Origin of the sequence: Pelagimonas varians (assembly GCF_003208435.1) — a bacterium.
GTDB lineage: Bacteria > Pseudomonadota > Alphaproteobacteria > Rhodobacterales > Rhodobacteraceae > Pelagimonas > Pelagimonas varians.
In genome coordinates, this window is sequence record NZ_QKMF01000001.1 from 326,213 (window position 1) to 350,938 (window position 24,726).

General features: G+C 55.6%; 26 protein-coding genes, 2 tRNA genes and 1 pseudogene. 14 read left to right on the forward strand and 15 right to left on the reverse strand.

All coding sequences use genetic code 11. The annotated features are described in order from the left end of the window. Positions 1 to 36: 36 nt before the first annotated feature. Positions 37 to 531, reverse strand: a complete 495-nt coding sequence (gene infC, locus C8N36_RS01610; protein ID WP_245910697.1) for a translation initiation factor IF-3 — start codon at positions 529 to 531, stop codon at positions 37 to 39. A gap of 251 nt (positions 532 to 782) precedes the next feature. Here infC and C8N36_RS01615 point away from each other — a divergent pair, with 251 nt between their 5' ends. After that, positions 783 to 1,712, forward strand: coding sequence for a hypothetical protein (locus C8N36_RS01615; RefSeq protein ID WP_097802707.1), 930 nt, complete (start codon positions 783 to 785; stop codon positions 1,710 to 1,712). 69 nt (positions 1,713 to 1,781) lie between these two features. Here the strand turns inward: C8N36_RS01615 and C8N36_RS01620 are convergent, their stop codons facing one another. The 7 genes and pseudogenes from C8N36_RS01620 to cobA all read right to left on the reverse strand — a co-directional run. After that, entirely contained in the window at positions 1,782 to 2,222 is a 441-nt protein-coding gene (locus C8N36_RS01620) for a hypothetical protein (RefSeq protein ID WP_141467917.1), read from the reverse strand. Positions 2,223 to 2,312: 90 nt separating this feature from the next. After that, positions 2,313 to 3,173 carry a ferredoxin--NADP reductase gene (locus C8N36_RS01625; protein WP_097802705.1) on the reverse strand — a complete coding sequence of 287 codons (861 nt, stop codon included), beginning with the start codon at positions 3,171 to 3,173 and terminating at the stop codon, positions 2,313 to 2,315. A gap of 119 nt (positions 3,174 to 3,292) precedes the next feature. Further along, the gene (locus C8N36_RS01630; RefSeq protein WP_097802704.1) at positions 3,293 to 3,673 is read right to left on the reverse strand and encodes a DUF934 domain-containing protein; all 381 of its coding nucleotides are present in this window, start codon (positions 3,671 to 3,673) and stop codon (positions 3,293 to 3,295) included. Next, positions 3,670 to 4,500: a phosphoadenylyl-sulfate reductase gene (locus C8N36_RS01635; RefSeq protein ID WP_097802703.1), complete on the reverse strand. Its 831-nt coding sequence runs from the start codon at positions 4,498 to 4,500 to the stop codon at positions 3,670 to 3,672. The genes C8N36_RS01630 and C8N36_RS01635 overlap by 4 nt, the downstream gene beginning before the upstream one ends. A gap of 4 nt (positions 4,501 to 4,504) precedes the next feature. Further along, complete coding sequence (locus C8N36_RS01640; protein WP_097802702.1) at positions 4,505 to 6,181, reverse strand: nitrite/sulfite reductase; 1,677 nt, start codon at positions 6,179 to 6,181, stop codon at positions 4,505 to 4,507. A gap of 24 nt (positions 6,182 to 6,205) precedes the next feature. Next, entirely contained in the window at positions 6,206 to 6,505 is a 300-nt protein-coding gene (locus C8N36_RS01645) for a DUF2849 domain-containing protein (protein WP_097802701.1), read from the reverse strand. Further along, positions 6,505 to 7,248: pseudogene (cobA, locus tag C8N36_RS01650) on the reverse strand (uroporphyrinogen-III C-methyltransferase); the annotation flags it as partial. The pseudogene cobA and the gene C8N36_RS01645, both read right to left, overlap by 1 nt. Before the next feature lie 213 nt (positions 7,249 to 7,461). Here cobA and C8N36_RS01655 point away from each other — a divergent pair. The 6 genes from C8N36_RS01655 (at position 7,462) to C8N36_RS01680 (ending at position 14,414) form a co-directional block, all read left to right on the forward strand. Next, positions 7,462 to 7,917 carry an Lrp/AsnC family transcriptional regulator gene (locus C8N36_RS01655; RefSeq protein WP_097802699.1) on the forward strand — a complete coding sequence of 152 codons (456 nt, stop codon included), beginning with the start codon at positions 7,462 to 7,464 and terminating at the stop codon, positions 7,915 to 7,917. A gap of 53 nt (positions 7,918 to 7,970) precedes the next feature. Next, on the forward strand, positions 7,971 to 9,734 hold the full coding sequence (locus C8N36_RS01660; RefSeq protein WP_110767747.1) for a sensor histidine kinase: 1,764 nt from the start codon (positions 7,971 to 7,973) through the stop codon (positions 9,732 to 9,734). Then, the gene (locus C8N36_RS01665; protein WP_097802697.1) at positions 9,731 to 10,960 is read left to right on the forward strand and encodes a sigma-54-dependent transcriptional regulator; all 1,230 of its coding nucleotides are present in this window, start codon (positions 9,731 to 9,733) and stop codon (positions 10,958 to 10,960) included. The genes C8N36_RS01660 and C8N36_RS01665 overlap by 4 nt, the downstream gene beginning before the upstream one ends. 262 nt (positions 10,961 to 11,222) lie before the next feature. Further along, positions 11,223 to 12,227, forward strand: coding sequence for a DctP family TRAP transporter solute-binding subunit (locus C8N36_RS01670; protein WP_097802696.1), 1,005 nt, complete (start codon positions 11,223 to 11,225; stop codon positions 12,225 to 12,227). Between the two features lie 77 nt (positions 12,228 to 12,304). Then, a complete protein-coding gene (locus C8N36_RS01675; protein ID WP_097802695.1) occupies positions 12,305 to 13,033 on the forward strand; it encodes a TRAP transporter small permease in 729 nt (242 codons plus the stop codon). A gap of 4 nt (positions 13,034 to 13,037) precedes the next feature. After that, positions 13,038 to 14,414 carry a TRAP transporter large permease gene (locus tag C8N36_RS01680; RefSeq protein WP_097802694.1) on the forward strand — a complete coding sequence of 459 codons (1,377 nt, stop codon included), beginning with the start codon at positions 13,038 to 13,040 and terminating at the stop codon, positions 14,412 to 14,414. Positions 14,415 to 14,490: 76 nt separating this feature from the next. On the opposite strand, the gene tpiA is transcribed toward C8N36_RS01680, so the two are convergent. Next, complete coding sequence (gene tpiA, locus C8N36_RS01685) at positions 14,491 to 15,231, reverse strand: triose-phosphate isomerase (protein WP_097802693.1); 741 nt, start codon at positions 15,229 to 15,231, stop codon at positions 14,491 to 14,493. Between the two features lie 108 nt (positions 15,232 to 15,339). On the opposite strand from tpiA, the gene C8N36_RS01690 reads away from it, so the two are divergent. Beyond that, positions 15,340 to 16,236, forward strand: coding sequence for an isopenicillin N synthase family dioxygenase (locus tag C8N36_RS01690; protein ID WP_097802692.1), 897 nt, complete (start codon positions 15,340 to 15,342; stop codon positions 16,234 to 16,236). Positions 16,237 to 16,246: 10 nt separating this feature from the next. Here the strand turns inward: C8N36_RS01690 and C8N36_RS01695 are convergent, their stop codons facing one another. Genes C8N36_RS01695 through C8N36_RS01710 form a run of 4 tightly spaced genes read right to left on the reverse strand, consistent with a single transcriptional unit; the run spans position 16,247 to position 18,467 of the window. Then, entirely contained in the window at positions 16,247 to 16,630 is a 384-nt protein-coding gene (locus C8N36_RS01695; protein WP_097802691.1) for a HesB/IscA family protein, read from the reverse strand. A gap of 29 nt (positions 16,631 to 16,659) precedes the next feature. Continuing rightward, entirely contained in the window at positions 16,660 to 17,406 is a 747-nt protein-coding gene (locus C8N36_RS01700; protein WP_097802690.1) for a DUF3307 domain-containing protein, read from the reverse strand. 40 nt (positions 17,407 to 17,446) lie between these two features. Beyond that, a complete protein-coding gene (locus C8N36_RS01705) occupies positions 17,447 to 18,055 on the reverse strand; it encodes a hypothetical protein (protein WP_097802689.1) in 609 nt (202 codons plus the stop codon). A 49-nt stretch (positions 18,056 to 18,104) separates the two neighbouring features. Beyond that, positions 18,105 to 18,467: an SUF system Fe-S cluster assembly protein gene (locus C8N36_RS01710; protein ID WP_097802688.1), complete on the reverse strand. Its 363-nt coding sequence runs from the start codon at positions 18,465 to 18,467 to the stop codon at positions 18,105 to 18,107. A 113-nt stretch (positions 18,468 to 18,580) separates the two neighbouring features. On the opposite strand from C8N36_RS01710, the gene C8N36_RS01715 reads away from it, so the two are divergent. Then, positions 18,581 to 19,384 carry a winged helix-turn-helix domain-containing protein gene (locus tag C8N36_RS01715; RefSeq protein WP_097802687.1) on the forward strand — a complete coding sequence of 268 codons (804 nt, stop codon included), beginning with the start codon at positions 18,581 to 18,583 and terminating at the stop codon, positions 19,382 to 19,384. A gap of 63 nt (positions 19,385 to 19,447) precedes the next feature. Here C8N36_RS01715 and C8N36_RS01720 read toward each other — a convergent pair whose 3' ends face one another. Further along, entirely contained in the window at positions 19,448 to 20,215 is a 768-nt protein-coding gene (locus tag C8N36_RS01720; RefSeq protein ID WP_097802987.1) for a polysaccharide deacetylase family protein, read from the reverse strand. Between the two features lie 24 nt (positions 20,216 to 20,239). Between C8N36_RS01720 and C8N36_RS24055 the strand changes: the two genes are divergently transcribed. The 3 genes from C8N36_RS24055 (at position 20,240) to C8N36_RS01730 (ending at position 20,651) form a co-directional block, all read left to right on the forward strand. Then, positions 20,240 to 20,377, forward strand: a complete 138-nt coding sequence (locus C8N36_RS24055; protein ID WP_170125767.1) for a hypothetical protein — start codon at positions 20,240 to 20,242, stop codon at positions 20,375 to 20,377. Positions 20,378 to 20,463: 86 nt separating this feature from the next. Further along, positions 20,464 to 20,540, forward strand: a tRNA-Asp gene (locus C8N36_RS01725). Between the two features lie 34 nt (positions 20,541 to 20,574). Beyond that, positions 20,575 to 20,651: transfer RNA gene (locus C8N36_RS01730), tRNA-Asp, on the forward strand. Between the two features lie 288 nt (positions 20,652 to 20,939). On the opposite strand, the gene mepK is transcribed toward C8N36_RS01730, so the two are convergent. Then, entirely contained in the window at positions 20,940 to 21,509 is a 570-nt protein-coding gene (gene mepK / locus C8N36_RS01735; protein WP_097802686.1) for a peptidoglycan L,D-endopeptidase MepK, read from the reverse strand. Between the two features lie 339 nt (positions 21,510 to 21,848). Here mepK and C8N36_RS01745 point away from each other — a divergent pair, with 339 nt between their 5' ends. After that, positions 21,849 to 23,486: a L,D-transpeptidase family protein gene (locus tag C8N36_RS01745; RefSeq protein ID WP_097802684.1), complete on the forward strand. Its 1,638-nt coding sequence runs from the start codon at positions 21,849 to 21,851 to the stop codon at positions 23,484 to 23,486. A gap of 125 nt (positions 23,487 to 23,611) precedes the next feature. Beyond that, complete coding sequence (locus tag C8N36_RS01750) at positions 23,612 to 24,703, forward strand: UDP-3-O-(3-hydroxymyristoyl)glucosamine N-acyltransferase (RefSeq protein WP_097802986.1); 1,092 nt, start codon at positions 23,612 to 23,614, stop codon at positions 24,701 to 24,703. Positions 24,704 to 24,726 lie beyond the last annotated feature (23 nt).

Genomic DNA, 24,726 nt, shown 5'->3' on the forward strand with positions numbered 1-24,726 from the left:
AATTCGGCGGGTTTTGTGTTTGTCCGAAAGCGCAGCTTACTTGGGAAGCGGCCCGATCATCATGACCATTTGACGGCCTTCCATTTTCGGCATGTTCTCGATTTTGCCAAGCTCTTTGACATCACCGGCAACACGCTCCAGCAGCTCACGTCCAAGCTGTTGGTGGGCCATTTCACGGCCACGGAACCGCAAAGTCACTTTGACTTTGTCGCCGCCTTCAAGAAACTTGAAAACATTGCGCATTTTTACGTCGTAGTCATGAGTATCGGTCCCGGGACGGAACTTTACCTCTTTGACTTCAATAGTCTTTTGCTTTTTACGCGCTTCGGATTCACGCTTTTGCTGTTCGTACTTAAACTTGCCGTAGTCCATGATCTTACAGACCGGTGGATTGGCGTTGGGTGAAATTTCTACGAGGTCCAGCCCGGCCTGTTCGGCCATTTCCATGGCACGCGACGGTGTTACAACGCCGACGTTTTCACCTTCGGCGCCAATAAGGCGGATTTCAGGGGTGCGAATGCGGTCATTCACACGAGGGCCTGTGTCGCGCTGTGGCGGCGCGTTATGCGGTCTGCGGGCTATGGGTTTGCTCCGATTTATGGTCTATATCAAGGCGGCAGGGTAAACTTGACACCGGCGCGATACAAGCGGCAAATCGCCTTTGCTGCGCCATATGATGTAGCTTTCCCCCTTGCGGAGCGCGTCTAGCAGGGCCAAACCCCCAAGGGAAGCGCGGAGAAGAGTCGTTCGCGTAGATTTTTGTGTTTGCAAGGGAGTTCGACATGAACAAGTTGATCCTGGCCATTGTCGCGGCAGTTGTCGCGGTAGGGGGCTATTTTTGGTATTCGGGGCAAGCGCCTCAGGATGTAGCAAAAGAGGCGGCCGCCGCTGCCAGTGATGTCGCCAAAGACGTTGCAGAAGAAGTGACAGAAGGCGCTGCAGCCGTTGCTGATGCTGCGAAAGACGTTGCAGAAGATGTGGCCGAAGGTGCAGCGGAAGTTGCCGAAGACGCTGCCGAAGTTGCTGGTGATGTCGTCGAAACAGTTGAAGGCGCAGCCGATGCTGTCGCAGCTGAAGCGGCAGACGCCGTGGCAGACACAGCCGAAGCTGTTGCGGACACTGCAGAAGAGGCGGTTGAAGCTGTCGCTGATACCGCAGAAGACGCTGTTGAGGCCGTCGCCGAGCCGGTTGAAGAGGCTGTAGAAGCTGTTGCTGATACCGCAGAAGACGCTGTTGAAACCGTCGCTGAGCCGGTAGAAGCGGCTGTTGACGCTGTCGCCGATACTGCAGAAGAGGCTGTTGAGGCCGTCGCTGCGCCCGTCGAAGAAGCTGTTGAAACTGCGGCAGAGGCTGCTGACGTTGTTGCCGATCCTGCCGCTGTTGCTGCCGACGCCGTTGCAGAAACTGCTGAGCCAGCTGCCGCCGCTGCCGCCGCTGCTGCTGAAGGTGCTGCCGAGGTCGCTGCAGAGCCTGCCGCCGAAGCCGTTGAAGCTGTTGCTGACACCGCCGTAGCCGCCACCGAAACTCCAAGCATCACCGAACTGCTGACAGCTGATGGTTTCGATTACGACATGGTTTCCGACTATATTGACGGATCCGATCTGGATCTGGTCAGCAAAACAGGGGCCAAGGCCCTGTTGGAGCAAGCCAAAACCAACCCAGAAGGTCTAACCTCGATCCTGGGTCAGTTGTCTGGTCTGCTGGGCCTTTAAGGTCAGCCAATACAAGTTGGAAAAGGCCGCGGACTTTGTCTGCGGCCTTTTTCTTTTCGAGGTCTGTCGTTACGCTAAGCTTTCTTCCACACCCATATATTTAAGAGTGCGCGCACGGATCACATCCAGAAAATCGATGAAGGTGACCCATGTCGCGACGGATCGGGCATCCTCTGCCCGCTGGGCGATGCCAAGTTGGTCCTTGGCGACAGACATCATGTCTGCAGCGGAGCTGGCGTCTGCGGCTTGTCCCGTGATGTCACAAAGATGTCCGCGATAGCGTTCCCCGAAACTGGAAAACATCAGCATGTCAGCATCAAGCGGCTGACCCGCGGCCAGCATTTTGTCGACCAGGGCGTCTATCTCACGCGGGGTGATATTGCAGATGTCATAGCAGGCCATCATCCCGTCAAGTCGCGCCCGCTTGGCCCGGATTGCAGAAAATGCACCGGGGGCTGATTCCGATTTTGCGGGTGGAAAAATCTCAGTTTTGGGAAGGGGGGTGTCCATTCTGGCCTCCGAATTTGCGTTGAGCATAGGAGGCCAGAATAAAGTGGACATCAGGTTAAACAGGCCAAGAAAGGCCGGCAAAACCTGCATTTAGTCAAGGAAGGCTTTTTCAACAACGTAGTGTTTGGGATCGGAATTGGCCCCTTCTTCCAGACCGTATTCCTCAAGCATCTCTTTGATTTCCAAGTTAAATGCGAGATTTCCGCAAACCATCGCCCGGTCGCTCTCTTGGTTGATCACCGGCACGCCGAGATCCTTGAACGCTTCGCCTTTGCGCATCAGATCGGTGATGCGGCCCATCTTGGGGCTCTCTTCACGGGTGGTGGTCGGATAGTATTTGATCTTCTTCCAGAAGCCTTCGCCGATCACTTCGTTCAGCAATTCATCCGTCTTGAGCGCTTCGATCAAATCACGGCCATAAGTCAGCTCGCCCACTTCGCGGCAGGTGTGGGTTATGATAACTTCGTCGTAGTCTTCGTAGGTTTGCGGTTCGCGCAAAAGCGAGGCGAAAGGCGCGAATCCGGTGCCAGTTGCAAACAACCAGATACGCTTGCCGGGTAGCAGCGCATCATGCACCAAAGTGCCCACAGGCTTGGGCCGCAAAATGATCTGGTCGCCAACTTCGATGTGTTGCAAGCGCGACGTCAAAGGGCCGTCCTGTACTTTGATAGAATAGAACTCAAGCTCTTCGTCCCATGACGGCGATGCGATGGAATAAGCGCGCAGCAGCGGCTTTTCCTTGCCGGTTTTTTCGTTGATCGCCATCAAGCCGATCATCACAAATTCACCGGACCGGAACCGCATGGATGCAGGCCGCGTGCAGCGGAACGAAAACAAACGATCCGTGAAATGCTTTACTTCGGTCACGGTCTGGGCGTCGGGAACAGCCAGTTTGCGGGGCTGCGGGGCTTGGGTCGCTGTTGCTTCGGTCACGGGGGTCAACTCTGTCATTATTCCTCTGCCGGTTTTTTAACCGGTAAATGAGATTTAGCTTTGATTTATGTCAGGTAAAAGCCGCCACCCGATCACATTTGCCGGGCGGCGGCGAAAAACCTGTGCTTTTGTGCCGTTTAGCCGCGCATGCGTGCCTGATAGTCATGCTGCTGCCAGTTGGCGCGTGCGGTCCAGTGGTCTTCTGGCTGACGTGCGGCCAGATCGTCCGAGATCTCGACCTCGTCAAAACCGGACCGGCGGGCCATGGCGTATTGTTCGTTGATCATATGGCCTTTGGCGCGGAGCCGACCTGTGTATCCGCGTAGGCGCAACAGGCGAGCGATGGTGAAACCGCGACCATCAGCAAAACTGGGAAAGTCGACGCGGATGATTTGTGCGTCGTCAAATGCAACGCCGCTGGGATCTACATCAGAGGCCAGATCAAGCGCAGTGTCGCTGTCAAAGCCCAATGTCCAATCGTCCGCGGCAAAGCCGCTATCGGTCACGATCACGCTCATGCCGTTTCTCCTTGAATCTCGTTTTTTGCGCCGGCGGTCTTTTGATCCGCGCTTGCAGGGGGGCGTATCGCGCGACCATTTACAAAATGAATGCCGCACTCTTCTTTGTCTTCGCCGCGCCAGCGTCCGGCGCGGGGGTCTTCGCCCGGTGCAACCTTGCTGGTGCAAGGCGCGCAACCGATGCTTGGGTAGCCTTTGGCGACCAGCGGGTGTTTGGGCAGCCGGTTGGCTTCCATATAGTCGCGCACATCTGTCGGGCCCCAATGGGCCAGCGGATTGACTTTGATCCTGCCGGTCGCGTCCTCAAGTTCAAAGAACTGGAGATTGGCGCGGCTGGCGCTTTGGTAGCGTTTCCGGCCAGTGATCCAGCCGTCATACCCATCCAGCGCTTTTTCCAGCGGCTCGGTTTTGCGCAGGGAACAGCAAGCGTCGCGGTCCCCCAAGCGCAAGCCGCCGTAGGGGTCCCGTTTCGCCAGCGTGTCCGCATCTGTGTGGATCACCTGAAGGTTCTCGAGGCGCAACCGTTCTGCCAGTTCTTGTTGGTAGACCAGTGTTTCCGCGAACAAAAGCTGGGTGTCGATGAACAAAACCGGTGTCTTGCGGTCGACCATCGCCACCAAGTGCAGCAAAGCCACGCTTTCGGCCCCGAAGGAGGAAACCATAGCGATCCGACCCGCTTCCGGATCACGTAAAGCCCCTTGAAGAACCGCCGTCGCCGAATGGTGGCGATAGCGGCTGTTCAAGGCGTCAACGCGGGCCTGAAGAGCACTGTGATCGGGAACCGCGCCAGTGTTGCGGCCGGGAAATCCGGCAGATGTATTTTTCATTGTATTAGGCCGCCTTGGAACGCTTGTTTGCCGCTTCGCCATAGAGCGCTTCTTTGAAGGGAGGCATGCCAATACGGCGATAGGTTTCAAGAAAGGTCTCGTCTTCGGTCAGGCGCAAGTCCAGATAGGCCGCAACCAATCGTTCGATAGCCGGAACGATCTCGTCATAGCCAAATCCTGGGCCAGTGCGTGTACCGATTTCCGCAGTTTCAGTGTGATCGCCGCCCAGTGTGATCTGATAGGTTTCTACACCGCCACGGTCCAAACCAAGGATACCGATGTGCGCAATATGGTGATGCCCGCAGGCATTGATGCAACCCGAGATTTTGACTTTAAGATCACCGATTTCGTTTTCCAGCTTCAGTTCGTCAAAACGGGTGGCGATTTGCTGCGCGACAGGAATCGAACGGGCGGTTGCCAGTGCGCAATAATCCATACCGGGGCAGGCGATGATATCGCTGATCTTTCCGATGTTGGCCGTGGCCAGATCATGTGATTTCAGACGGGCGTGAATTTCTGGCAGGTCATCTTTGTGAACATGCGGAAGCACGACGTTTTGCTCATGGCTGATGCGCAATTCGTTGTGGCCAAATTCGTTGGCAATATCGGCCATGACGCGCATCTGGGCACTGGTTGCATCACCGGGGGTGTCGCCATGTTTCTTGATCGAGATCTGCGCGATGGCATAGCCTGGAGCCTTATGCTCGGACAGGTTGGTGTCGGCCCAGCTGCGGAAAACCGGATCACTGTTATAGGCACGTTCAAAGCCGGAAAGCGGGCGGTCGGCAAAGTCTGGCGCTGCGAAATGTGCTTCAATCGCCCTTAACTGTGCTTGATCTGCCCCTTTGAACAGCGGGCGGATTTCTTCAAAACGGGCCTCGGTCAGGCGCTGGATTTCTTCGATGCCATGCTCGTGCACGGTGATTTTGATACGGGCTTTGTACTTGTTGTCGCGGCGGCCAAGCATGTTCCAAACCGACACAACAGCTTCGGCATAGGCCAGCAGATCTTCTTGGGGCAAGAAGGCGCGCAGCACTTTGCCCACCATCGGAGTGCGGCCCAAACCGCCGCCGACGATGACTTCGAAACCGGGTTCGCCGGCGTCGTTGCGCACCATGCGGAAGGCCAGATCATGCGCCTTTGTTACGGCGCGGTCGTTTGGCGAACCTGTAACCGCGATCTTGAATTTGCGCGGCATGAACTGGAATTCAGGGTGGTCGGTGGACCACTGGCGCAGCAGTTCGGCAATCGGGCGCGGATCAGCAATTTCATCGGCAGCGGCACCGGCGAAATGATCGGCGGTCACGTTGCGGATGGTGTTGCCCGATGTCTGGATGGCATGCATTTCGACTTCGGCCAGTGCCTCAAGCATCTCGGGGATATCGCCCAGCTTTGGCCAGTTGTACTGGATGTTCTGGCGTGTGGTAAAGTGACCATACCCTTGGTCCCAACGATCAGCGATATCCGCCAGCTTGTGCATTTGTGTGCTGTTCAGCGTGCCATAGGGAATGGCGACGCGCAGCATATAAGCGTGCAGTTGCAGATACACACCGTTCATCAAGCGCAGCGGCTTGAATTCATCTTCTGTCAAGGCACCGGACAGGCGGCGATCTACCTGGCCGCGAAACTGGCGGTTACGTTCGGCAACAAAGGCCGCGTCGAATTCGGAATAGCTATACATGGCTTGGCTCCTGCGGATTTGCGCTTAGATGTTGGCTTGTTTGCCGTGAAAGTAGTTCGAAGGACCGCGGCGGCGGAACTCTTCGCGAAAATGCACCGGCTCGGGGCCGTTTGGTCCGGCCTTCATGTCGGCCAGATAAACACCAACAACGATTTCAGCCTGTGCGCTTGCTTCAAGTAAGCGAACATCGGCGACAGCCTCATCAGTAAGAAGTTCGGCTTGGGCCAGATCGCGCACCCAAACATCATTGGCGTCCAGATACACAACATCGCCTTCGGACAGGGCATTTGCGGTGATTACTTTTGGGGTAAAGGCTTTGGCCATCAGGCAAGCTCCTGCTTTAAAAGGGGAAGGGAGGCGGCATCGCGTGGGGCAAGACCCCAAAGCATCAGCGCCGGTCCGGTTAGGTCGGCCTGCTCAACGGCGTCAGGCAAATTCACAAGGGTGGTGCCCAGCACCGACTGATCGGTGCGGCTGGCGTTTTCCACCAAGGTCACAGGCGTGTCAGGTGCAGCGCCATGCATCAGCAAGCGGCCCTGGATAAACCGCGCGGCGCGCTTGCCCATATAGATGGCAGCAACTTCACCGGATCCGGCCAGCGTGCGCCAGTCATGGTCGGCAAAGCCCTTCATATCGTGGCCGGTCAAAATGCGCGCTGACGCATTGCGGCCGCGTTTGGTCAAAGACTGACCAATGGCCGCCAAAGAAGCCGAGGCCGCGGTGATTCCAGGGACGATGTCATAATCTATGCTGGCAGCCTCAAGCGCCTCGATCTCTTCATCAAGGCGGGCAAAAACGGTTGGATCACCGCCCTTAAGGCGCACAACTGTGTGTCCTTGCCGGGCGTTTTCAACGATACGGGCGTTGATCACGTCTTGGGGGGTATGCTGACCGAAACCTTTTTTGCCAACGGGAATGAACTTCATGGCCGAGGTCGCCAGTTTAACGATCGACACTGGAACCAGACCGTCATGAATGACAACGTCTGCCTCTTGCAGCGCCGTCAACGCTTTGACGGTCAGCAGGTCGGGGTCGCCGGGACCTGCGCCGACAAAACGCACCTTGCCCACTGTACGGCCAAGGGCCGGGGCAGGGCGCTTGCCGCGCAATGTGGAAAAGATCTGTGTCAGGGGCATGTTGGCCTCGGGTGTTTCGTTGACCCCAATATAGGAAACTTTCCCTATGTGTTGCCAGTTACCTAGGCAAATAAGGAATGATGTTCTAAGCTGTAGCGTGAAGGGGAGAGAAGTTCCCATATTTTGCGAAATCAGGAACAATGCATGAAGATTGACGACACAGACCGGAAAATCCTTGTTGCGCTGCAGCGCGATGCTTCACAATCTTTGGATGAAATTGCCCGCGAAGTGGGGTCTTCGAAGACCCCTGTTTGGAATCGAATCCGCAAAATGCGTGATGCCGGAGTGATTGGTGCGCAGACCGTTGTGCTGGATGCCGAAGCCCTTGGATTCGAAGCGACCTTTTTCGTTTTGATCCGCACATCTGAACACGAAGCGGATTGGCAGCTAAAGTTTCTAGCGGCGTTGCAGGCCCGCCCTGAAGTGCAAGAGGCGCATCGTTTGGCGGGCGATATTGATTACATCCTGAAGGTTCGGGTAAAAAATGCACGCGCCTATGACGAGTTCTACCAAGCGCTGATTTCCGAGGTGAAAGTGCACAATGTGACGGCGCTTTTGTCGATGGAAGAGATCAAGGCCACCACCGCCTTGCCTTTGTAGCAGGCGGTTTTGCAGCTGTGGCTCATCGTGTGTTGCTTGTGTAGGGTTCTGGTATGAATGGTTTTCCGAACAAACGCGGATGGGGCGTTGCGCTGTATCTGATTTTTGTCGCCGGTCTCTCTTGGGGGGCTTGGACCTATGGCTATGGTCAGGCAATCGGTCAGCTGGCAGCGCGCGGCGAGGCGGATTTGGCATTGGCGTCAGATCGGCTTGTTGCGGGCTTGCTACGCTATCGGTCCACGGCTGTTTTGTTGTCAGACCATCCTGCCTTGATGGATTTACACTCGGGCACCGCGCCCGAGGTTGCCAATCAGTTGTTGCAAGAAACCGTCGATAAAACCGGGGCTTTGACCGCGTTCTATCTGGATGCCGAAGGGGCCGTTTTGGCGTCGGCCCATGGCCGCGCGCCGCCTGCGGTGGCCCAATCGTCATATTTTTTACGGGCAAAAGACGGCGCATTGGGCGCGGGTCACAGCGTCAATGCGCTGTTCGATAACCGCGCCTATTATTTCGCCGCCCCAAGCTTTGCAGCAGGCGGAGGCGTTCTGGGGGTCTTGGTTGTTGCGGTGAATATCGACCGGCTGGAACAAGAATGGCGGGCGTCACGCCCTGCGGTGTTTTTCAGCACGGAAGCAGGCGAGGTATTTGTCACCAGCCGGTCAGAGCTGTTGTTTTGGAAAAAAGTCCCCGGGGGCATGGTAAACCTTGCGGGCGACAGGTTTGATATAACGTTTGAACAGCTGGGCGAGCATGTGTTTTTGAAGCAAAACCTGAGCCCCTATGTGCCTAATACGGCGTTGTATTTAAATCAGGCGTTGCCTGTCATCGGAATGGTTGCGGAATCATTGGTAGATATCCGGTCTGCGCAGCGATTGGCCGGACTGCAAGCGGCTGTTGTGGCGGCGCTCTGTCTGGGGCTCGGGGGTTTTTTGTTTTTTGCGGGGACACGTCGGCGGGCCTTGGCACGGGCCAATCTGGCGCTCGAAAGCCGGGTACGTGAACGTACTTTGGATCTTGAAAATGTGAACAAAGCGCTGCGCAGCGAAGTTGTGGAGCGCGAGGATGCAGAGGCGGCCTTGCGACAGGCGCAGGCCGATTTGGTCCAAGCTGGCAAGCTTAGCGCGCTGGGGCAGATGTCGGCCGGGATCAGCCATGAGTTAAACCAGCCTTTGATGGCGATCCGGCAATATGCGGAAAACGGTCAGGCGTTTTTAGGGCGCGGGCAGCCTGATAAAACCGGCGAAAACCTCAACCGCATCGCAAGCCTTGCCAGCCGTGCGGCGCGTATCATCACCAATTTGCGGGCGTTTTCGCGCAATGAAAGTGAACCGATGGGCAGGGTAGATTTGGTTGGGGTGCTGCAATCCGCTGTTGAATTGACCGAAGCGCGATTGAAGCAGGACGGGGTTGAGCTTGACTGGGATCCAGCAGCAACCAATGGTCCGGTTTATGCGCGGGGCGGTGAAGTGCGTTTGACGCAAGTCTTTGTAAATCTGATCAATAATGCCGCTGATGCGATGTTGGAGAAGGATCGCAGGTATATTCGTATTGTGATCGACAACGGCGAAAAACTGGCCGTCACCGTGCGCGATTTGGGACCGGGCATTGCCGATCCGGAGCGGATTTTCGAACCGTTTTATTCGACAAAAGAGGTCGGCGCGGGTATGGGGCTTGGCCTGTCTATTTCATACGGGCTGGTTCAAAGCTTTGGCGGCAAAATCCGCGGGGCCAATGTGGGCCAGGGTGCGATGTTCACGGTCGAATTGGACTACTGGCAAGATGAGGACGGCGTGCAGGCACAAGGAGCGCTAAAGTGAAGGTTTTGCTGGTTGATGATGATCCGGAGGTGCGCGAGGCGCTGGTCCAGACTTTGGAGCTGGCCGAGATCGAGACGCTCAGCGCCGGTTCGTTTTTGGAAGCCAAGGATTACATCAACGCCAAATTTGACGGGGTTATTGTCTCTGACATTCGCATGCCGGGGCGCGATGGGTTTCACCTTCTGGATTTCACCCGTGGGCAGGATATCGACCTGCCAGTTGTCTTGCTGACCGGTGAAGGCGACATTCCCATGGCGGTCAAAGCCATGTCTATGGGGGCCTTTAGCTTTTTGGAAAAACCTTGTGGTGCCAGCGAGTTAATAAGCGTTGTTAAACGGGCGATGCACACCAGATCGCTGGTTTTGGAAAACCGTTTGCTTAAGGCGCAGCTGGAAACGGGGGATCCTGCTGCACGGCTCATCTTTGGTATCTCGGCCAAGGCGGAAACTTTGCGGACACGGGTGCGGGCGGCGGCGCAGGCGGGGACAGATGTCCTTTTGTCCGGCGCTCCGGGCACAGGGATTTCCAAGGTCGCCGAAGTTGTTCATCTGGGGGCTGTGCGCGCCAAAGGCCCGTTCGAAAAACGTGCCGCAGCGGCGATGGACCGGTCCGATTTGGAAACAGTTTGGGCGTCCTGTGTCACCGGAACGCTGTTCTTGGACGAAATCGGAGCTTTGCCGATGGACACCCAAGTTGCCTTGATGGACCTGTTGGAACGCGGCGGGGCAATTTTGATTGGTGGCACCACGCAGGATCTTTCGGAGTTGGTGGCGCAGGGGAAATTCTCCGCAGAACTCTATTATAGGCTAGAAGTCATGCAATTGCGCATTCCTGCCTTGGCTGAGCGTCCCGAAGATATACCGGTTCTGTTTCGGCACTACGTCGCGCAAGCGGCGGAGCAAGCCGGCCTTTCGGTTCCAGAGATCCCCGATGATCTGCTGGCCAGTCTGGTTGCGCGCGATTGGCCGGGGAATGCACGGGCGTTGATGTCCGAAGCGATGCGTCTTGTTTTGGGGCTGGCCGAAGAAAACGCGGTGCCTGTTGATGATTTGGGCCTGTCTGAGCGTATGGCGCAGGTCGAACGGTCGTTGCTGGCCGAGGCCTTGGGGCAGGCGGGCGGGCAGGCGCGCCTTGCAGCCGAACTGCTAAAACTGCCGCGCAAGACCTTCTATGATAAAATGGCGAAATACGGGCTGAGGCCCGATGATTTTCGCAAAACGGAATAGTCGAATCACGATTCGGTTATTCTGTGCGGATTTCCGCACAATGGGCGCTAACGGCTGTGCGAATTTCCGCACAGGGCGGTTTAGGGTCTTGCGTATACACCTTTGGATGTCGGTGTATCCATTTGAATAAATTTGAAAAAATTAAATTTGGGGTGCCCTTTAAACACGTGCTTGATCCGATTCGATGCGCAGGGCTTTGTTAAGCGGTCAGCCACCCGAGGAGGGGTGGCGCACCACTTAATCAACTTTGGGGAGGATACCCATGAAAAAGCTTTTGTTGTCCGCTGTTGCGGCCACCGCTCTTGTAACTGGCGCCACTGGCGCAATGGCAGCATGTGATGACGGCGAAATCGTCATCAAGTTCAGCCACGTAACAAACACCGACAAGCACCCGAAAGGCATCGCAGCCAGCTTGCTTGAACAGCGCGTTAACGACGAGATGAACGGCAAGGCCTGCCTTGAGGTTTTCCCGAACTCGACGCTCTATAATGACGATCAGGTTCTCGAAGCCCTTCTGAATGGCGATGTTCAGTTGGCGGCACCTTCGCTGTCCAAGTTCGAACAGTTCACCAAACAGTTCCGCATTTTTGACCTGCCCTTTATGTTCAAAAACATCGACGCGGTTGATGCTTTCCAAAACTCCGAAACCGGTCAGGCGATGAAAGAATCGATGACACGTCGCGGTCTTTTGGGCTTGGCCTTCTGGCACAATGGCATGAAACAGATGTCCGCAAACAAAGCACTGGTTAACCCAACCGATGCTGCCGGTCTGAAGTTCCGTGTACAAAACTCCGAAGTTCTGAAAGCTCAAATGGCAGCCCTGGGCGGTAGCCCGCAGCCAATGGCATTTTCCGAAGTCTACGGCGCACTGCAAACCGGTGTTGTTGACGGTCAGGAAAACACCTGGTCGAACATCTATGGCAAAAAGTTCTTCGAAGTGCAGGACGGGATCACCGAAACCAACCACGGTGTGATCGACTATATGCTCGTAACGTCGACAGATTTCTGGGACAGCTTGCCCGAAGAAGTTGGCACACAGCTGGCGACAATCATCACCGAAGTGACCGCAACGCGTAACAGTGAATCCTTCACTGTGAACCAAGCGGCCAGAAAATCGGTCATCGATGCAGGCGGCGTTGTGCGCGAACTGGATGCAGATCAGCGCGCGGCATGGGTTGAAACCATGAAGCCTGTTTGGGAACAGTTTGTCGGCGATGTTGGTCAAGACAACATTGACGCAGCTCAAAAAATCAACGGCATGCACTAATCTAGTGTAGCTTTCATAGACCGGCCCGAACAATCGGGCCGGTTTTCATATCCTCTATGGACAGCGGAGGACGGGGCATGTCAGGACATTCCCAGACCCCCTCATTACTTGGCGGTTTTATCGACGAGCTTGAGGAAAGTTTTATCGCGATCATTCTTGGTTTGATGACGATCATCACCTTTTTGAACGTGATTGTAAGATATGTATTCAATTCAGGTTGGTGGCGTAGTTTAGAAGGTGTCATCGGCATCGAGGCACCGCGTTCCATGATCTGGGCGCTTGAGACAACCTCGTTTTTGTTTGCGTGGCTCGTGCTGTTTGGCATCAGCTATGCGGTGAAAAAGACGTCCAATCTGGGTGTCGATGTGGTGCTGAATATGGTGCCGCCGCCCATGCGCCGCACCATGGGTTTAATCGCAGCAGCAATTTGTGTCGCCTATGCGTGTCTACTGTTTAAAGGCGCGTGGGACTATTGGGCACCGTTTGCAGGATTGAATGCCACCGAAGGGCGCTGGTTCCCGACAGGGATCGCAGATAGCCGCGACCAAGCCTGGTACGAGGTGAACGATATTCGCATCCCGGAGTGGCTGCGCTTTATCGAACCGATCTTCAATCAAGGCGAGGCCTACGAAAAGATCCCGCGCTTTATTCCCTATTTTATCTTGCCCTTTGGTGCGGCGCTGCTGCTGTTGCGCTTTTGCCAAGCCACTTGGGCCATCATGACCGGTTCGGCGGACAGCCTGATCGTGAGCCATGAAGCCGAAGATGCGGTCGACGATGTCGCCCATCTGAATCGCGAGGATTGATTCAATGGATGTCGCTATTCTCTTTCTAATGGTCATTGGCCTAATGCTGATTGGTGTTCCGATCGCTGTGTCCTTGGGCTTTTCATCCATCCTGTTTTTGCTGGTTCTGTCTGAGACGTCTCTCAGCGCCGTTGCTCAAAGCTTTTTCCAAGCGATGGCAGGGCATTATACCTTGCTGGCGATCCCGTTCTTCATTCTGGCGTCGTCCTTTATGTCGACGGGCGGCGTGGCACGGCGGATCATCCGGTTCTCGATTGCCATTGTGGGGCATTTCCACGGCGGTCTGGCGATTGCGGGTGTGTTTGCCTGTATGCTGTTTGCAGCGTTGTCCGGATCTTCCCCGGCAACGGTTGTGGCCATCGGCTCGATCGTGATCGCCGGCATGCGGCAGGTCGGGTATACCAAGGATTTCGCAGCTGGCGTTATTGCCAACGCGGGCACCTTGGGCATCTTGATCCCGCCATCGATTGTTATGGTTGTCTATGCCTCCGCGGTCGAGGTCTCTGTTGGCCGGATGTTCTTGGCGGGCGTTATTCCCGGTCTTTTGGCTGGCACGATGTTGATGATCACCATCTACATCATCGCCCGTGTCAAAAGCCTTCCTAAGGGCGAGTGGCGCGGTTGGGGCGAAGTGTTCGAAGCTGGCGGAGACGCGGTTTGGGGCCTGTTCCTGATCGTCATCATTCTGGGCGGCATCTATGGCGGTATCTTTACCCCCACAGAAGCGGCGGCGGTTGCGGCGGTCTATGCTTTCTTTATCGCGAACTTTATCTACCGCGATATGGGGCCTTTGGCGGGCAAAGACGGCGAACCGAACAAGTCGCTGGCCTCGAAGCCGATCGCGATTATCACGGCGTTTTTCCACAAAGACACCAAAGACACGCTGTTCGAAGCCGGTAAGCTGACCATCACCTTGATGTTCATCATCGCCAACGCTTTGATCCTCAAGCACGTGTTGACCGATGAGCAGATCCCGCAGCAGATTGCCGGTGCGATGATCAATGTCGGCTTCGGCGCGGTGATGTTCCTTGTGATCGTCAATGTGATCTTGCTGATCGGTGGTCAGTTCATGGAACCATCGGGTTTGATTGTTATCGTGGCACCACTGGTGTTCCCGATTGCGATGGAGCTGGGGATCGATCCAATCCATTTGGGCATCATCATGGTGGTGAACATGGAAATCGGGATGATCACACCGCCTGTTGGTCTCAACCTGTTTGTGACTTCCGGTGTGGCCGGGATGCCGATGATGCGGGTTGTGCGTGCGGCGCTGCCGTTCCTTGCCGTGCTCTTCGTCTTCTTGATTATGGTGACCTACATTCCATGGCTGTCGACCTATCTGCCGACCAAGTTCATGGGCCCCGAGATCATCACAAACTGATCCCTCCGGGTTTTTAAAACAACAAAGGCGCCGCTCTGGAGATCAGAGCGGCGCCTTTTCTTTGGAACGGTGCGGTTTAGCTGGCGGCCAGCGCTGTCATAATTGGCACGAAATCATCGGCCTTAAGCGATGCACCACCAACCAATGCGCCATCAACGTTGGATGTGGCAAAGATTTCAGTGGCGTTCGATGCTTTGACCGATCCACCATAAAGCAGGCGAACGCCGCCCGCGATGTCCTTGCCAAAACGTTTTTCCAATTCGGCCCGCATGAAATCATGCACTTCACCGATCTGGTCCAATGTCGGAACCTTGCCGGTGCCAATCGCCCAGACAGGTTCATAGGCCACAACGGTGTTTTCCGCCGTCGCGCCATCAGGAACCGAGCCCGCAAGCTGTGTGCCGATCACATTCAGGGTTTCGCCGCCTTCACGCTCGTCCAGTGTTTCACCGATGCAAATAACCGCGATCAATCCAGCGTCCCAAGCGGCTTGGGATTTTGCTGCAACATTTTCGTCGCTCTCTGCATGGTCGGTGCGGCGTTCAGAATGGCCAGTGATGACATGGCTTGCGCCAGCCTCTTTGAGCATAACCGCCGATGTATCGCCGGTATGTGCGCCAGAGGCATTAGCATGGCAATCTTGACCGCCAACTGCAATGTCTCCGCTGATGGTTGCGGCTTGCGCAACCAAAAGGGCGGGCGGGCAGATCAAAACGTCAATTGCGTCGGTCGCTGCGGGTTTCATCGCTTCGATCTGGGCCAAAGCGGCGACTGATCCGTTCATCTTCCAATTGCCTGCGGCCAGTTTGCGTCTCATGGGATCTCCTACTTTGTTTGCGCCATTTTCGCCGGGCTTGGGACCGGGTCAAGTCTGGTTGCGCGTTTGGACCTGTCATGCCATGGAAAGGGGGCAGGAGGAAAGCACATGATCCCCAGACTGGACGCCGAAAAGATTGCAGCGCGCGATGCGCAAACCTTGGCCGATCTGCGCCGGGGGGCCGAAACGGTCGGTTTTTTGACGGTGTATAACACAAGCATCACGCCAGAGCGGATGCGTGCAGTTATTGCCCAATATCGTGCATTTTTTTCCCTATCTGATCTGGAAAAACGCAAAGTGGATATGGCGATCACCGGATCAAATCGGGGCTGGGGGGCTCCGAGCTCCGAGCAAGTCGATCCTGATGCCAACCCCGACTACAAACAGGTGTTTGATTGTGGGTTCGAAGTAGAGGGCAGCGGTCTTTCGGTCTACGCCAGCAATCTGTGGCCCGATTCCCCAGCTTCTTTCCGGCCCGTGATCGAGGAGTACTACCAAGAAGCGCTTGGTGTGGCGATGGGGGTTTTACGCGGAATCGCAGAGGCAATTGGCGAAGACCCCGGCTATTTCGATGACAAATTTGATGTGCCCATGGCGTTGCTGCGCGGTAACTTTTATCCGCAGCGGCCCGAGTGGGCCGGAGACAAGGATTTCGGCATCGCGGCCCACACGGATTATGGCTGCCTGACCTTGCTTGGCACCGATGGTGTTCCGGGGCTTGAGGTGCAATTGACCGATGGAACATGGCGACCAGTGCAGGCGCAGCCGGGTGAATTCATTATCAATTTTGGTGAGATGTTGGAAATGTGGACCGGTGGCCGTGTCAAAGCGACTTTGCATAGAGTCAAAGGGTCGGCTCACGAACGGATTTCAGTTCCGCTGTTCTTTAATCCAAAATTCGATACCAATGTTGCCCCAGCAGGAGCATCTGAGGTGATCCGCGCGGGGGATCACCTGCAAAAGCGGTTCAATGAAACCTATATCCACTTAAAGAACGCATCTTAGGGTGTTGTAATCACGTTTGATTGTGACGTTCGGCTTCAAGTTCTTCGACGTCTTTGAATTTGATTGATTCCCCGCAACCGCAGGCGTCTGTGACGTTGGGATTACGAAATTTGAACCCGCTTTCCAGCAGGCTGGTTTCATAATCTATCTCTGTGCCGAACAAGAACATCTGCGCCATCGGTGCAATCATCACCCGCGCACCATTTTGTTCGACCATCTCGTCATTGGGATCAGCATCATCGACGTAGTCCATGGTATATTCCATGCCAGCGCAGCCGCCTTTTTTGACGCCAATGCGCAGCCCATGACGGCCATCACGCTCCATCAGTTTGGAAATCTGTTTGATCGCCGCCGGAGTCATGCTCACAGCCTGTTTGCCGGGAATGCTGAACATAGAATACCTCTTTTCCTCAGGATACCTATCTAGGGGGTTGCGACCGCAATCTCAAGGAGGGCGCGTGCCATATATGTGGTGCCCAGCGCCCAAGCAAAGGACGCCATTGTTCCAATGATAACATATTCACTGGCCGAGCGGCCTTGTTTTGCTGTGTCGAGGCGCAGAACCGATTTTGCTGCGATCAAAAAACCAACGCCTGTGGGTTCTCCGATCCAGACCAATAAAAAGATCATGGACCGTTCCAGTTGCCCGATCAACCGGCCAGCATCTGGCAATCCTGCTTCGGACGTATCAGCGGCGGTCTGATATCTGGCGGTCAACATGCCGACAACATATCCACCCGCAGTGACGGTGGTGATAAATCCCGCCACCAATATGACCGGCGGCAAGGCGATCGGGGCAATGTTGGCCCAAAATCCTTGGGTGATTGCGCCGGGCCACCAAGCTGCGGCAAGGACCAGCGTGATCATATGCGCCGCCTGATCGATCAAAAAAGCCGCCAGTGTGTTGCGCAGATGCGCGGGGATGATCCATGTTTTGATTCCGTCTATCAGCAGATGCGCCAGCGATACCACCAAAGCGACCTGCCAAATCCCACCTAGAAGCAGGGTGCTCAGGACAAAAACCGTGCCAATGTGCAGCATAAACACCAAAGGTTTGCGTTTGTGTTGCACCATGGCGTTGGTTTGAAAGGTAAAGTCAGCCAATACATGCGCCAACAGCAACGCGGCAAAGCTTTGGGCCATTGCGGGATCAATCGGCATCAAGGACATCGATTTGGCTTTCTTTGGCGCAAAGAAGGCGTTTCGGCTGTCATGTCTGCGCCTCCCAACTGGTGATCGCCGCTTCAAGTGCGGTGAAACCGGCGGACCAGAGCGCTTGGTTCACAGCTGGGCGGGAAATACCGAGGCGTTTCGCGGCGTCTTCACGGGTGCCGGGGTTTGGTGGAAGCAGCTCATACAGGGATCTGGCTTGGGCCTGCGTCCAGCCTTGGGCTATCTGGTCGGCCAGAATCACGGCTGCGTTGTCGGAGCCGGTTTCAGCAGACATCATGCGGATATGGCCTGATATCGTCCCCAAAAGGCGGCCAGAGGCAACAAAGGCGTCCCCATGGGCGCTGTTAATATCTTGGTTTTTCGGAAGGGTGCCTTCACCAGTGGCCAGTGCGATGCGGGTAGATAGGGTTTTGTCCAATCTGCGCAGGCTCGCTTGTAGAAACAGGCAAGCCCGCAATCCGCGTTCAGGGCTGCCCAGCGCCAGTTGCCAGCCATCTCCGCTGCTGCGGCCAAACAGGCTCGGGGCATCATCCCATGACCCGATAAGCAAAGCAGCCCCGGACAGCGCTGCCATAGCGCTTTCAAGGGCTGCATTCTCTTTTTTTGTCGAATCAACAATATCGCCGGAAAGAACTGTGAGTTTCATAAGGAAGCCTTATAGCCTTCTTTTTGGAAAAGAAAGCAAAATGACTTTCTTACATAAAGCCAAGTTCCAACCGTGCTTCATCTGACATCATGTCCATTCCCCAGGGCGGCTCCCAGGTGAGTTCGACGTCGACGTGCTTCACACCGGGCAGCGCTTCAACGGCTTCGGCAACCCAGCCAGGCATTTCACCCGCGACAGGGCAGCCCGGAGCGGTCAGTGTCATAATCACGCGCACTTCGCTTTGGTCATTGATCTCAATGGTATAGACAAGCCCAAGATCAAAGATGTTCACCGGAATTTCCGGATCAAACACAGTTCGACAAGCCTCAATCACGGTATCGTGCAAGGGGTGGTCAGTACTAGAGGGCGCAATCAAAGGGGCACCTTCCATATGTGGGCTGGCATCGGTCATCGCCGGTCCTTCCGAATTATTCTTGAGTAAACATATAGGAAATGCTTTGGCCGGGGTAAAGGGCCGACAAATGCCGCATGGTATTCACTGCTGCGACTTCTTAGCGTGGGACCATGAAACAGCTTATAAAAATTGGCGCGTTGATCGCCTTACCCTTTGGTCCCGCAGTGGCCGCGCCCTTTGATGATCTGGTGCATGCCATGCCCAGCAGCCCCCAAGACCTAAGGGCCTTTGTCGCCGAGACGCCTGAGGTTTTAACCGCCGCGGTTTGGGACGCAGATGGGCAGATCGTCTTTCCCCCCTCAGCGGAGGAAGACAGCGATGCTTTGATTTTTGATCATCTTGATGAGCTACGCAAGCTGAGCCAAGAGGCTGGCGCACAGGGCGTCACTGTGCCCGGAACCATCGCGCCGGACCGGATCTTTCATTGCCGAAAAGATCCGGCACTGTGCCTTGTGCTGGATGCCGAGGCCATAGGCGGCACGGCGTCTGACCCGCTGCATGATCCTTATTATGCCTATTTCGAATCTGTAATGGGCTGGTTCTATATTATCATCGCGCTTTGTGTGGCTTTGGTCATCGGGTTTTACTTTGTCGTCCGTCGCCGCCCTGAAATCCCGCTTGATCCCGAAAGCTTTGTTGTTGGGCCTCTTGCGGTAAACCCCAGCCGTCGCAACTGTGTGATAGACGGGCAAGAGTATTCGTTGACGGCGCGTGACATCACGCTTTTGCGCTGCTTTGAAGGGCTGGAAGGTGGAGAGGTTACCCGCGCGTCACTGCTGGATGCCGGTTGGGGCGAAAGCCATCGGCCCGGCGCAGATGCTTTGGATCAACACCTAAAGGAGTTGGGTGCTAAACTCGGGAATGCTCAGTTATTTGCAAAAGGTTCGGGGCAGGGATATCGCATCACCGGTTAACGGTCGGAATACCAAAAGGGCGGCTCTTTGGGCCGCCCTTTCTATATCAGAAACCTTCAAGGTTTACCCTTTGCTGCTCACGCGCCGGAAATTTCGGCTTTGCCACAGCGGCCACCCCATCATCTGGCTAACTGTCCCGAACCTAAGCCCGCGCGCCGTCAGCCCGTCAAAGGTGTTGGGCATGGCTCTGACAGTGCCGCTTTGAATGTCATGGCTCAGGATTATTGCACCGGGCCGCGAATACTTGAGGATTCGTTTTGACACCACACTTGCACCGGGCCTGCGCCAATCCTCGGGATCTACGGACCACAAGATCGTTGGCAGGTTGCGTTCGTTATAGAGCATCAGCCGCTGGCGCTTGGTAAAGGCCCCATAGGGCGGGCGGAACGTAACAGGCGGTCGCCCGGTCACCTTATAGATCGCATCCGTGGTGCGATCGATCTCGGAGAGAACAGACGCGTTGGACCGTTTTGCCAGATTCGGATGAGACCAGCTGTGGTTGCCGATTTCATGTCCCTCATCCGCAATGCGTTTGACGATATCGGGCCAGGTGACCACCCGATTCCCGATCAAATAAAAGGTGGCGCGTAAGTTCCGTGCCTTGAGCATATCAAGCAATTTTGGCGTCAGGCTGGGGTGCGGCCCGTCGTCAAAGGTCATCGCCACCACGGGCGTGGTGGTCTTCACCGCCATTACGGTTGCAGCGTCGCGTCTGGCCACGTCCTTTGGTAAGGAAATAGCCGGAGCGGCGGCCTGACCGGCAGTGGGCCGGGACAGCGCAAGCGCAGCGGTTCCTGCGGACACAAAGGTCCGGCGGGAGAATATAGTCATTGTATGGGCCATCCTTGGCAGAAAATGGCAGAAAAAGCAGATAGGTACAGTCAAGCCTGTCAGGGGCTTGATGCGCAAGGTGATTTTTCCAAAACCAAAGCGGGGCAGGTGTGCCGTGACTGCATTGTCACGGTGGATTTTGCCTTTGTTGAAATTACCTGAAAAAGGTTGGGAAATTCGCTTGACGGCACTGAGGGCTAACCCTAAAAGCCACAGCACGCCAAGACGAAACGGTCAGGCGGCAGTGGGCGGTTGTAGCTCAGTTGGTTAGAGTACCGGCCTGTCACGCCGGGGGTCGCGGGTTCGAGTCCCGTCAACCGCGCCATCACTGCCCCGAACGGAACGTCTGCGTAAAATGCGCGGTTGTAGCTCAGTTGGTTAGAGTACCGGCCTGTCACGCCGGGGGTCGCGGGTTCGAGTCCCGTCAACCGCGCCACTTCTTAAATGAAGTTGTCAAAGCACCCTTCGGGGTGCTTTTGGCGTTTTAAGCCCCGTTGTGCGGGGGCAATGGGCAGGAATCCCTTACTTTGCCAAAACCCGGATTCGCTCTAACTTACGGGTCTGTCTGCTGCTGCCTTTCTATCCCAACTTCGTCATCAGATGGATATTTTGCGATTCTAAACTCGGCTTTGGCCGAGCCTGAAGTCTTGAAAAGAAAGCCAACAAAAAAGCGCCCCGAAAACGGAGCGCTTTGGACAGGTGTAAAGAAGGGATAAGAGGGGCTTTATCTGCCCCAGCTGCGCACGGGGCCGCAGTCCATATGAACAAAGTCCGATTTGGAGTACCGGCCAACGCCGCCACCGCCACAAGATACTGCAGCTTTGTAGATCTGGCTGACAGAGCGTGATCCAAGGCGAAGGTCTGCGGCCTGCCCACGCAGGTGGCGTGAATTCTTCGCAACGCCGCTTGAGCGAGAGCGCAGCATCGCATTTGTTTTCGGGCTCCGGTAGCCGGAAATCAGCATGTATGGCTCGGACACATCCATAAGATTGTGCGCCGCAGCCATAATATCGATGGTGCGCAGATCCATCTTTTTCACGTCATTGGTGCGCCAGTCGCGCATGAAATAATTCACTTCTTTGACCGCATCAGCGAGGTATTTCCCCTCAAGCCAATAGATCATGTCGATCCGTTCGCCAGTCCGACCTGAATACATACGGATCCGGCGAATATCGCCGCCACCGCGTAAAAAGCCAGCTGCATTTGAATAAGTGGGTGCTGCCACAACTGCCGAAGCTGCGAATGCGCCAAGGACGCAACGCCGCGTGACGTTGCCCGAATTGATATCTGCCATGTTTAAGCGCCTGTCCCGTCGCTGTTACCTGAATTTTGCATCCCCCCAACGCTTATGCGCCATGAGAAATGCAACCTGCCATCTATCCCCAGATGTCGATGCAGGTATGGCACGAATCAGGTTACCAAAAAAGAAAGAAATACGTCCTGCGCCGGGTTCAAGGGGAAATGAGCAGGTTTCTGCCAAATCACCATCCGACTGTGGCGGGAATGCGCAACCCGTGTCCCGACCGCCCCGCTTCGGCGTCGGTTTTCGCGCTGTCACAAATGTGAGTGGACAGGACAGCGCTTTGATTGCAAACAGAATAGATATTAGATGTGCGCGTTACAGGGGTTTTAAATGAGAATTTCAGCAAATGTACTGTCGCGGGGCTGGACAACCGCATTGATTGCTGCGGGGGCGATTTGGCTCGGGGCGAGCGGTGTGCACGCGCAGTCCGAAGGGGGCTTTTCGTTTCAGGTGACCGCGTACAAACAGGCTGTTGCTGAACAGATCGGCGAGAATGACCAAATGGCGGCGTTTTATCGAGCCCGCGAATTTGAGCCAATCTGGACGGGCACGTCAGACGCTGACCGGGCGCGCCGATCTGCGCTGGTTGAAGCCTTTGATATGGCCGATGATCACGGTCTTCCGGTATCGCGCTACAATAGTGACGCTTTGATGGCCCGCATGGCCGGCGCACAAACCGACCGTGACCGGGGCTTGCTTGAGGTCGAGCTGTCACAAACCTATTTGCGGTTCGCGCGGGATTTGCAGTCGGGCATGTTGATACCGTCCAAAATCGATTCCGATATCAAGCGTAAGCTGCCGCACCGCGACGCACAAATGTTGCTACAGCGTTTGACCACCGAAGATCCGCGCGCTGTGATGCGCAGCCTACCTCCGAAAAGCCCGGAATATGCCCGTTTGATGCGCGCAAAGCTCAAACTGGAACACCGCATTCAGCGCGGCGGTTGGGGGATGCCGGTGCCCACGGCCAGCCTGAAACCGGGTAACAGCGGTGCCTCCGTTGTGGCGCTGCGCAATCGCCTGATCAAGATGGGATATCTAAGCCGCTCTCTTTCCAGCAGCTACGATGAAACCATGCAGGCTGCCGTTCAGGAATTCCAAGAAGATCACGGGCTCAACCCTGACGGTGTCGCCGGCAGCGGTACGATGCGCCAGATCAACACCTCGCCCGAATCCCGTTTGCAATCCGTCATGGTCGCGATGGAGCGAGAACGCTGGCTGAACCTCCCAGAAGGGTTGGGACAACGCCACGTCAAGGTCAACTTGGTCAATTATCACGCCCAGATTTTTGATGATAACAAGCTGACTTATCAGACGAAATCGGTAATCGGCCACCAAGACCCCAAGCGCCGCACACCAGAGTTTTCCGACGTGATGGAGCACATGGTGATCAATCCGTCATGGTATGTGCCGCGGTCGATTATCGTGAATGAATACTTACCCATGTTGCGCGGCAATCCCGGCGCTGTCGGGCATCTTGAGATTATCGATGCGCGGGGGCGGGTTGTCAGCCGCGGTCATGGATTTGCCAAGTATTCTGCGCGCACCTTCCCGTTTTCGATGCGCCAACCACCCGGTCCGCGCAATGCCTTGGGGACGGTGAAATTCATCTTCCCGAACAAGTATAATATCTATCTGCACGACACCCCGTCGCAGCATCTTTTTGCCCGCGAAGTGCGGACGTTCAGCCATGGGTGTATCCGGCTCGATGACCCGCATGATTTTGCCTATGCGCTTTTGGCAAAGCAAGAAGGCGATCCTGTTGGGTTTTTCAAATCCGTGCTGAATTCGCGGCAAGAAACTCATGTACCATTACAAACGCAAGTTCCGGTGCATCTGATCTATCGCACGGCCTTCACACAGGCCAAAGGCCAGATGAACTATCGCCCGGATGTCTATGGTCGAGATAAGAAAATCTGGAATGCGCTGGTTGGGGCAGGGGTTTCGCTTCGCACCGGCCGGATCTGATTTCGCGGTCTTTTTATGCGCTGAATTCCGCCCCTTTGGTGTAAAAACCATTGGGGCGGTGCTTTTCATGGGGCGAAATGCGCCGTAAACCTGCACGGGTGCTGCAAACCACGTCAGGAGCCTCCATGCCTTTTACCATCGCCGAAATCGCACAGTCTTTGGGTGTTCCTTTTGAAGGGGACGGCAGTTTGACCGTGTTCAGCGTTGCTGAGCCAGCCTCGGCCAGTGCGGATCAATTGGCATTGGCAATGCGTCCCGATTTCGCCGAAGGATTGACCCAAGGCGCAGCCCGTGCCGCGATGCTTTGGCAGGATGCCGACTGGCAAGGTTTCGGCCTGAGCGCCGCAATTTTGGCCCCGCGCCCACGCTATACCATGTCTGCCCTGTCCGAAATGATGGACCCGGGGCAGGGATATGGCGCTGGTATTCACCCGTCTGCTGTCGTCGATCCAAGCGCGAAACTGGGCATAGATGTCAGTGTGGGTGCGCTAGCGGTTATTGGACCAGATGCGGTGATCGGCGATGGATCAGTGATCGGTCCGCAGGTGCAAATTGGCTGGCAGGCTCGGATTGGTGCCAATGCCCTGTTGCATGCCGGAGTGCGCATTGCAGCCCGCGTCACAATCGGAGAGCGTTTTGTCGGGCAGCCCGGTGCCTGTATTGGCTCGGATGGGTTTTCTTTCGTCACCCCAGAGAAATCTGGCGTCGAAAAGGCCCGTGCATCGCTTGGTGAAGAGGGCAATACAGCCTCGCAGTCTTGGGCTCGTATACATTCACTTGGGTCTGTAACCATCGGAAATGATGTTGAAATTGGCGCAAATAGCTGTATTGATCGCGGAACGGTTCGCGATACTTATATTGGAAACGGCTGCAAACTCGATAACCTTGTGCACGTCGGCCATAACGTGATGGTGGGTGAAGATTGCCTGCTTTGTGCCCAAGTCGGCATCGCCGGATCAACTGTGATTGGTCAAAATGTTGTGTTGGGTGGACAGGCTGGCGTGTCGGACAATCTGGTAATTGGCGACCGGGCCATTATTGGCGGAGGCTCCGGCGTTTTGTCCAATGTTCCTGCGGGCCGGGTGATGTTGGGCTATCCTGCGGTCAAAATGGACTCCCATGTCGAAAGCTATAAAGGCCTGCGCCGCCTGCCAAGATTGTTCCGCGACGTGGCGGATCTCAAAAAAGCGGTTTCAAAACTGACGGGGAATGACTAAGTCTCTCGCTATCGCGTATAGGT

Coding starts and splice junctions, on each gene's coding strand:
- C8N36_RS01695 (WP_097802691.1), bottom strand. CDS start 16,630: ATGTTCAGCATTCCCGGCAAACAGGCTGTGAGCATGACTCCGGCGGCG.
- C8N36_RS01690 (WP_097802692.1), top strand. CDS start 15,340: ATGATCCCCAGACTGGACGCCGAAAAGATTGCAGCGCGCGATGCGCAA.
- C8N36_RS01680 (WP_097802694.1), top strand. CDS start 13,038: ATGGATGTCGCTATTCTCTTTCTAATGGTCATTGGCCTAATGCTGATT.
- tpiA (WP_097802693.1), bottom strand. CDS start 15,231: ATGAGACGCAAACTGGCCGCAGGCAATTGGAAGATGAACGGATCAGTC.
- C8N36_RS01705 (WP_097802689.1), bottom strand. CDS start 18,055: ATGAAACTCACAGTTCTTTCCGGCGATATTGTTGATTCGACAAAAAAA.
- C8N36_RS01710 (WP_097802688.1), bottom strand. CDS start 18,467: ATGACCGATGCCAGCCCACATATGGAAGGTGCCCCTTTGATTGCGCCC.
- C8N36_RS01720 (WP_097802987.1), bottom strand. CDS start 20,215: ATGACTATATTCTCCCGCCGGACCTTTGTGTCCGCAGGAACCGCTGCG.
- C8N36_RS24055 (WP_170125767.1), top strand. CDS start 20,240: ATGGCAGAAAAAGCAGATAGGTACAGTCAAGCCTGTCAGGGGCTTGAT.
- C8N36_RS01745 (WP_097802684.1), top strand. CDS start 21,849: ATGAGAATTTCAGCAAATGTACTGTCGCGGGGCTGGACAACCGCATTG.
- C8N36_RS01700 (WP_097802690.1), bottom strand. CDS start 17,406: ATGTCCTTGATGCCGATTGATCCCGCAATGGCCCAAAGCTTTGCCGCG.
- C8N36_RS01750 (WP_097802986.1), top strand. CDS start 23,612: ATGCCTTTTACCATCGCCGAAATCGCACAGTCTTTGGGTGTTCCTTTT.
- C8N36_RS01655 (WP_097802699.1), top strand. CDS start 7,462: ATGAAGATTGACGACACAGACCGGAAAATCCTTGTTGCGCTGCAGCGC.
- C8N36_RS01625 (WP_097802705.1), bottom strand. CDS start 3,173: ATGACAGAGTTGACCCCCGTGACCGAAGCAACAGCGACCCAAGCCCCG.
- C8N36_RS01670 (WP_097802696.1), top strand. CDS start 11,223: ATGAAAAAGCTTTTGTTGTCCGCTGTTGCGGCCACCGCTCTTGTAACT.
- mepK (WP_097802686.1), bottom strand. CDS start 21,509: ATGGCAGATATCAATTCGGGCAACGTCACGCGGCGTTGCGTCCTTGGC.
- C8N36_RS01660 (WP_110767747.1), top strand. CDS start 7,971: ATGAATGGTTTTCCGAACAAACGCGGATGGGGCGTTGCGCTGTATCTG.
- C8N36_RS01635 (WP_097802703.1), bottom strand. CDS start 4,500: ATGAAAAATACATCTGCCGGATTTCCCGGCCGCAACACTGGCGCGGTT.
- C8N36_RS01675 (WP_097802695.1), top strand. CDS start 12,305: ATGTCAGGACATTCCCAGACCCCCTCATTACTTGGCGGTTTTATCGAC.
- C8N36_RS01630 (WP_097802704.1), bottom strand. CDS start 3,673: ATGAGCGTGATCGTGACCGATAGCGGCTTTGCCGCGGACGATTGGACA.
- C8N36_RS01715 (WP_097802687.1), top strand. CDS start 18,581: ATGAAACAGCTTATAAAAATTGGCGCGTTGATCGCCTTACCCTTTGGT.
- C8N36_RS01620 (WP_141467917.1), bottom strand. CDS start 2,222: ATGGACACCCCCCTTCCCAAAACTGAGATTTTTCCACCCGCAAAATCG.
- C8N36_RS01640 (WP_097802702.1), bottom strand. CDS start 6,181: ATGTATAGCTATTCCGAATTCGACGCGGCCTTTGTTGCCGAACGTAAC.
- C8N36_RS01645 (WP_097802701.1), bottom strand. CDS start 6,505: ATGGCCAAAGCCTTTACCCCAAAAGTAATCACCGCAAATGCCCTGTCC.
- C8N36_RS01615 (WP_097802707.1), top strand. CDS start 783: ATGAACAAGTTGATCCTGGCCATTGTCGCGGCAGTTGTCGCGGTAGGG.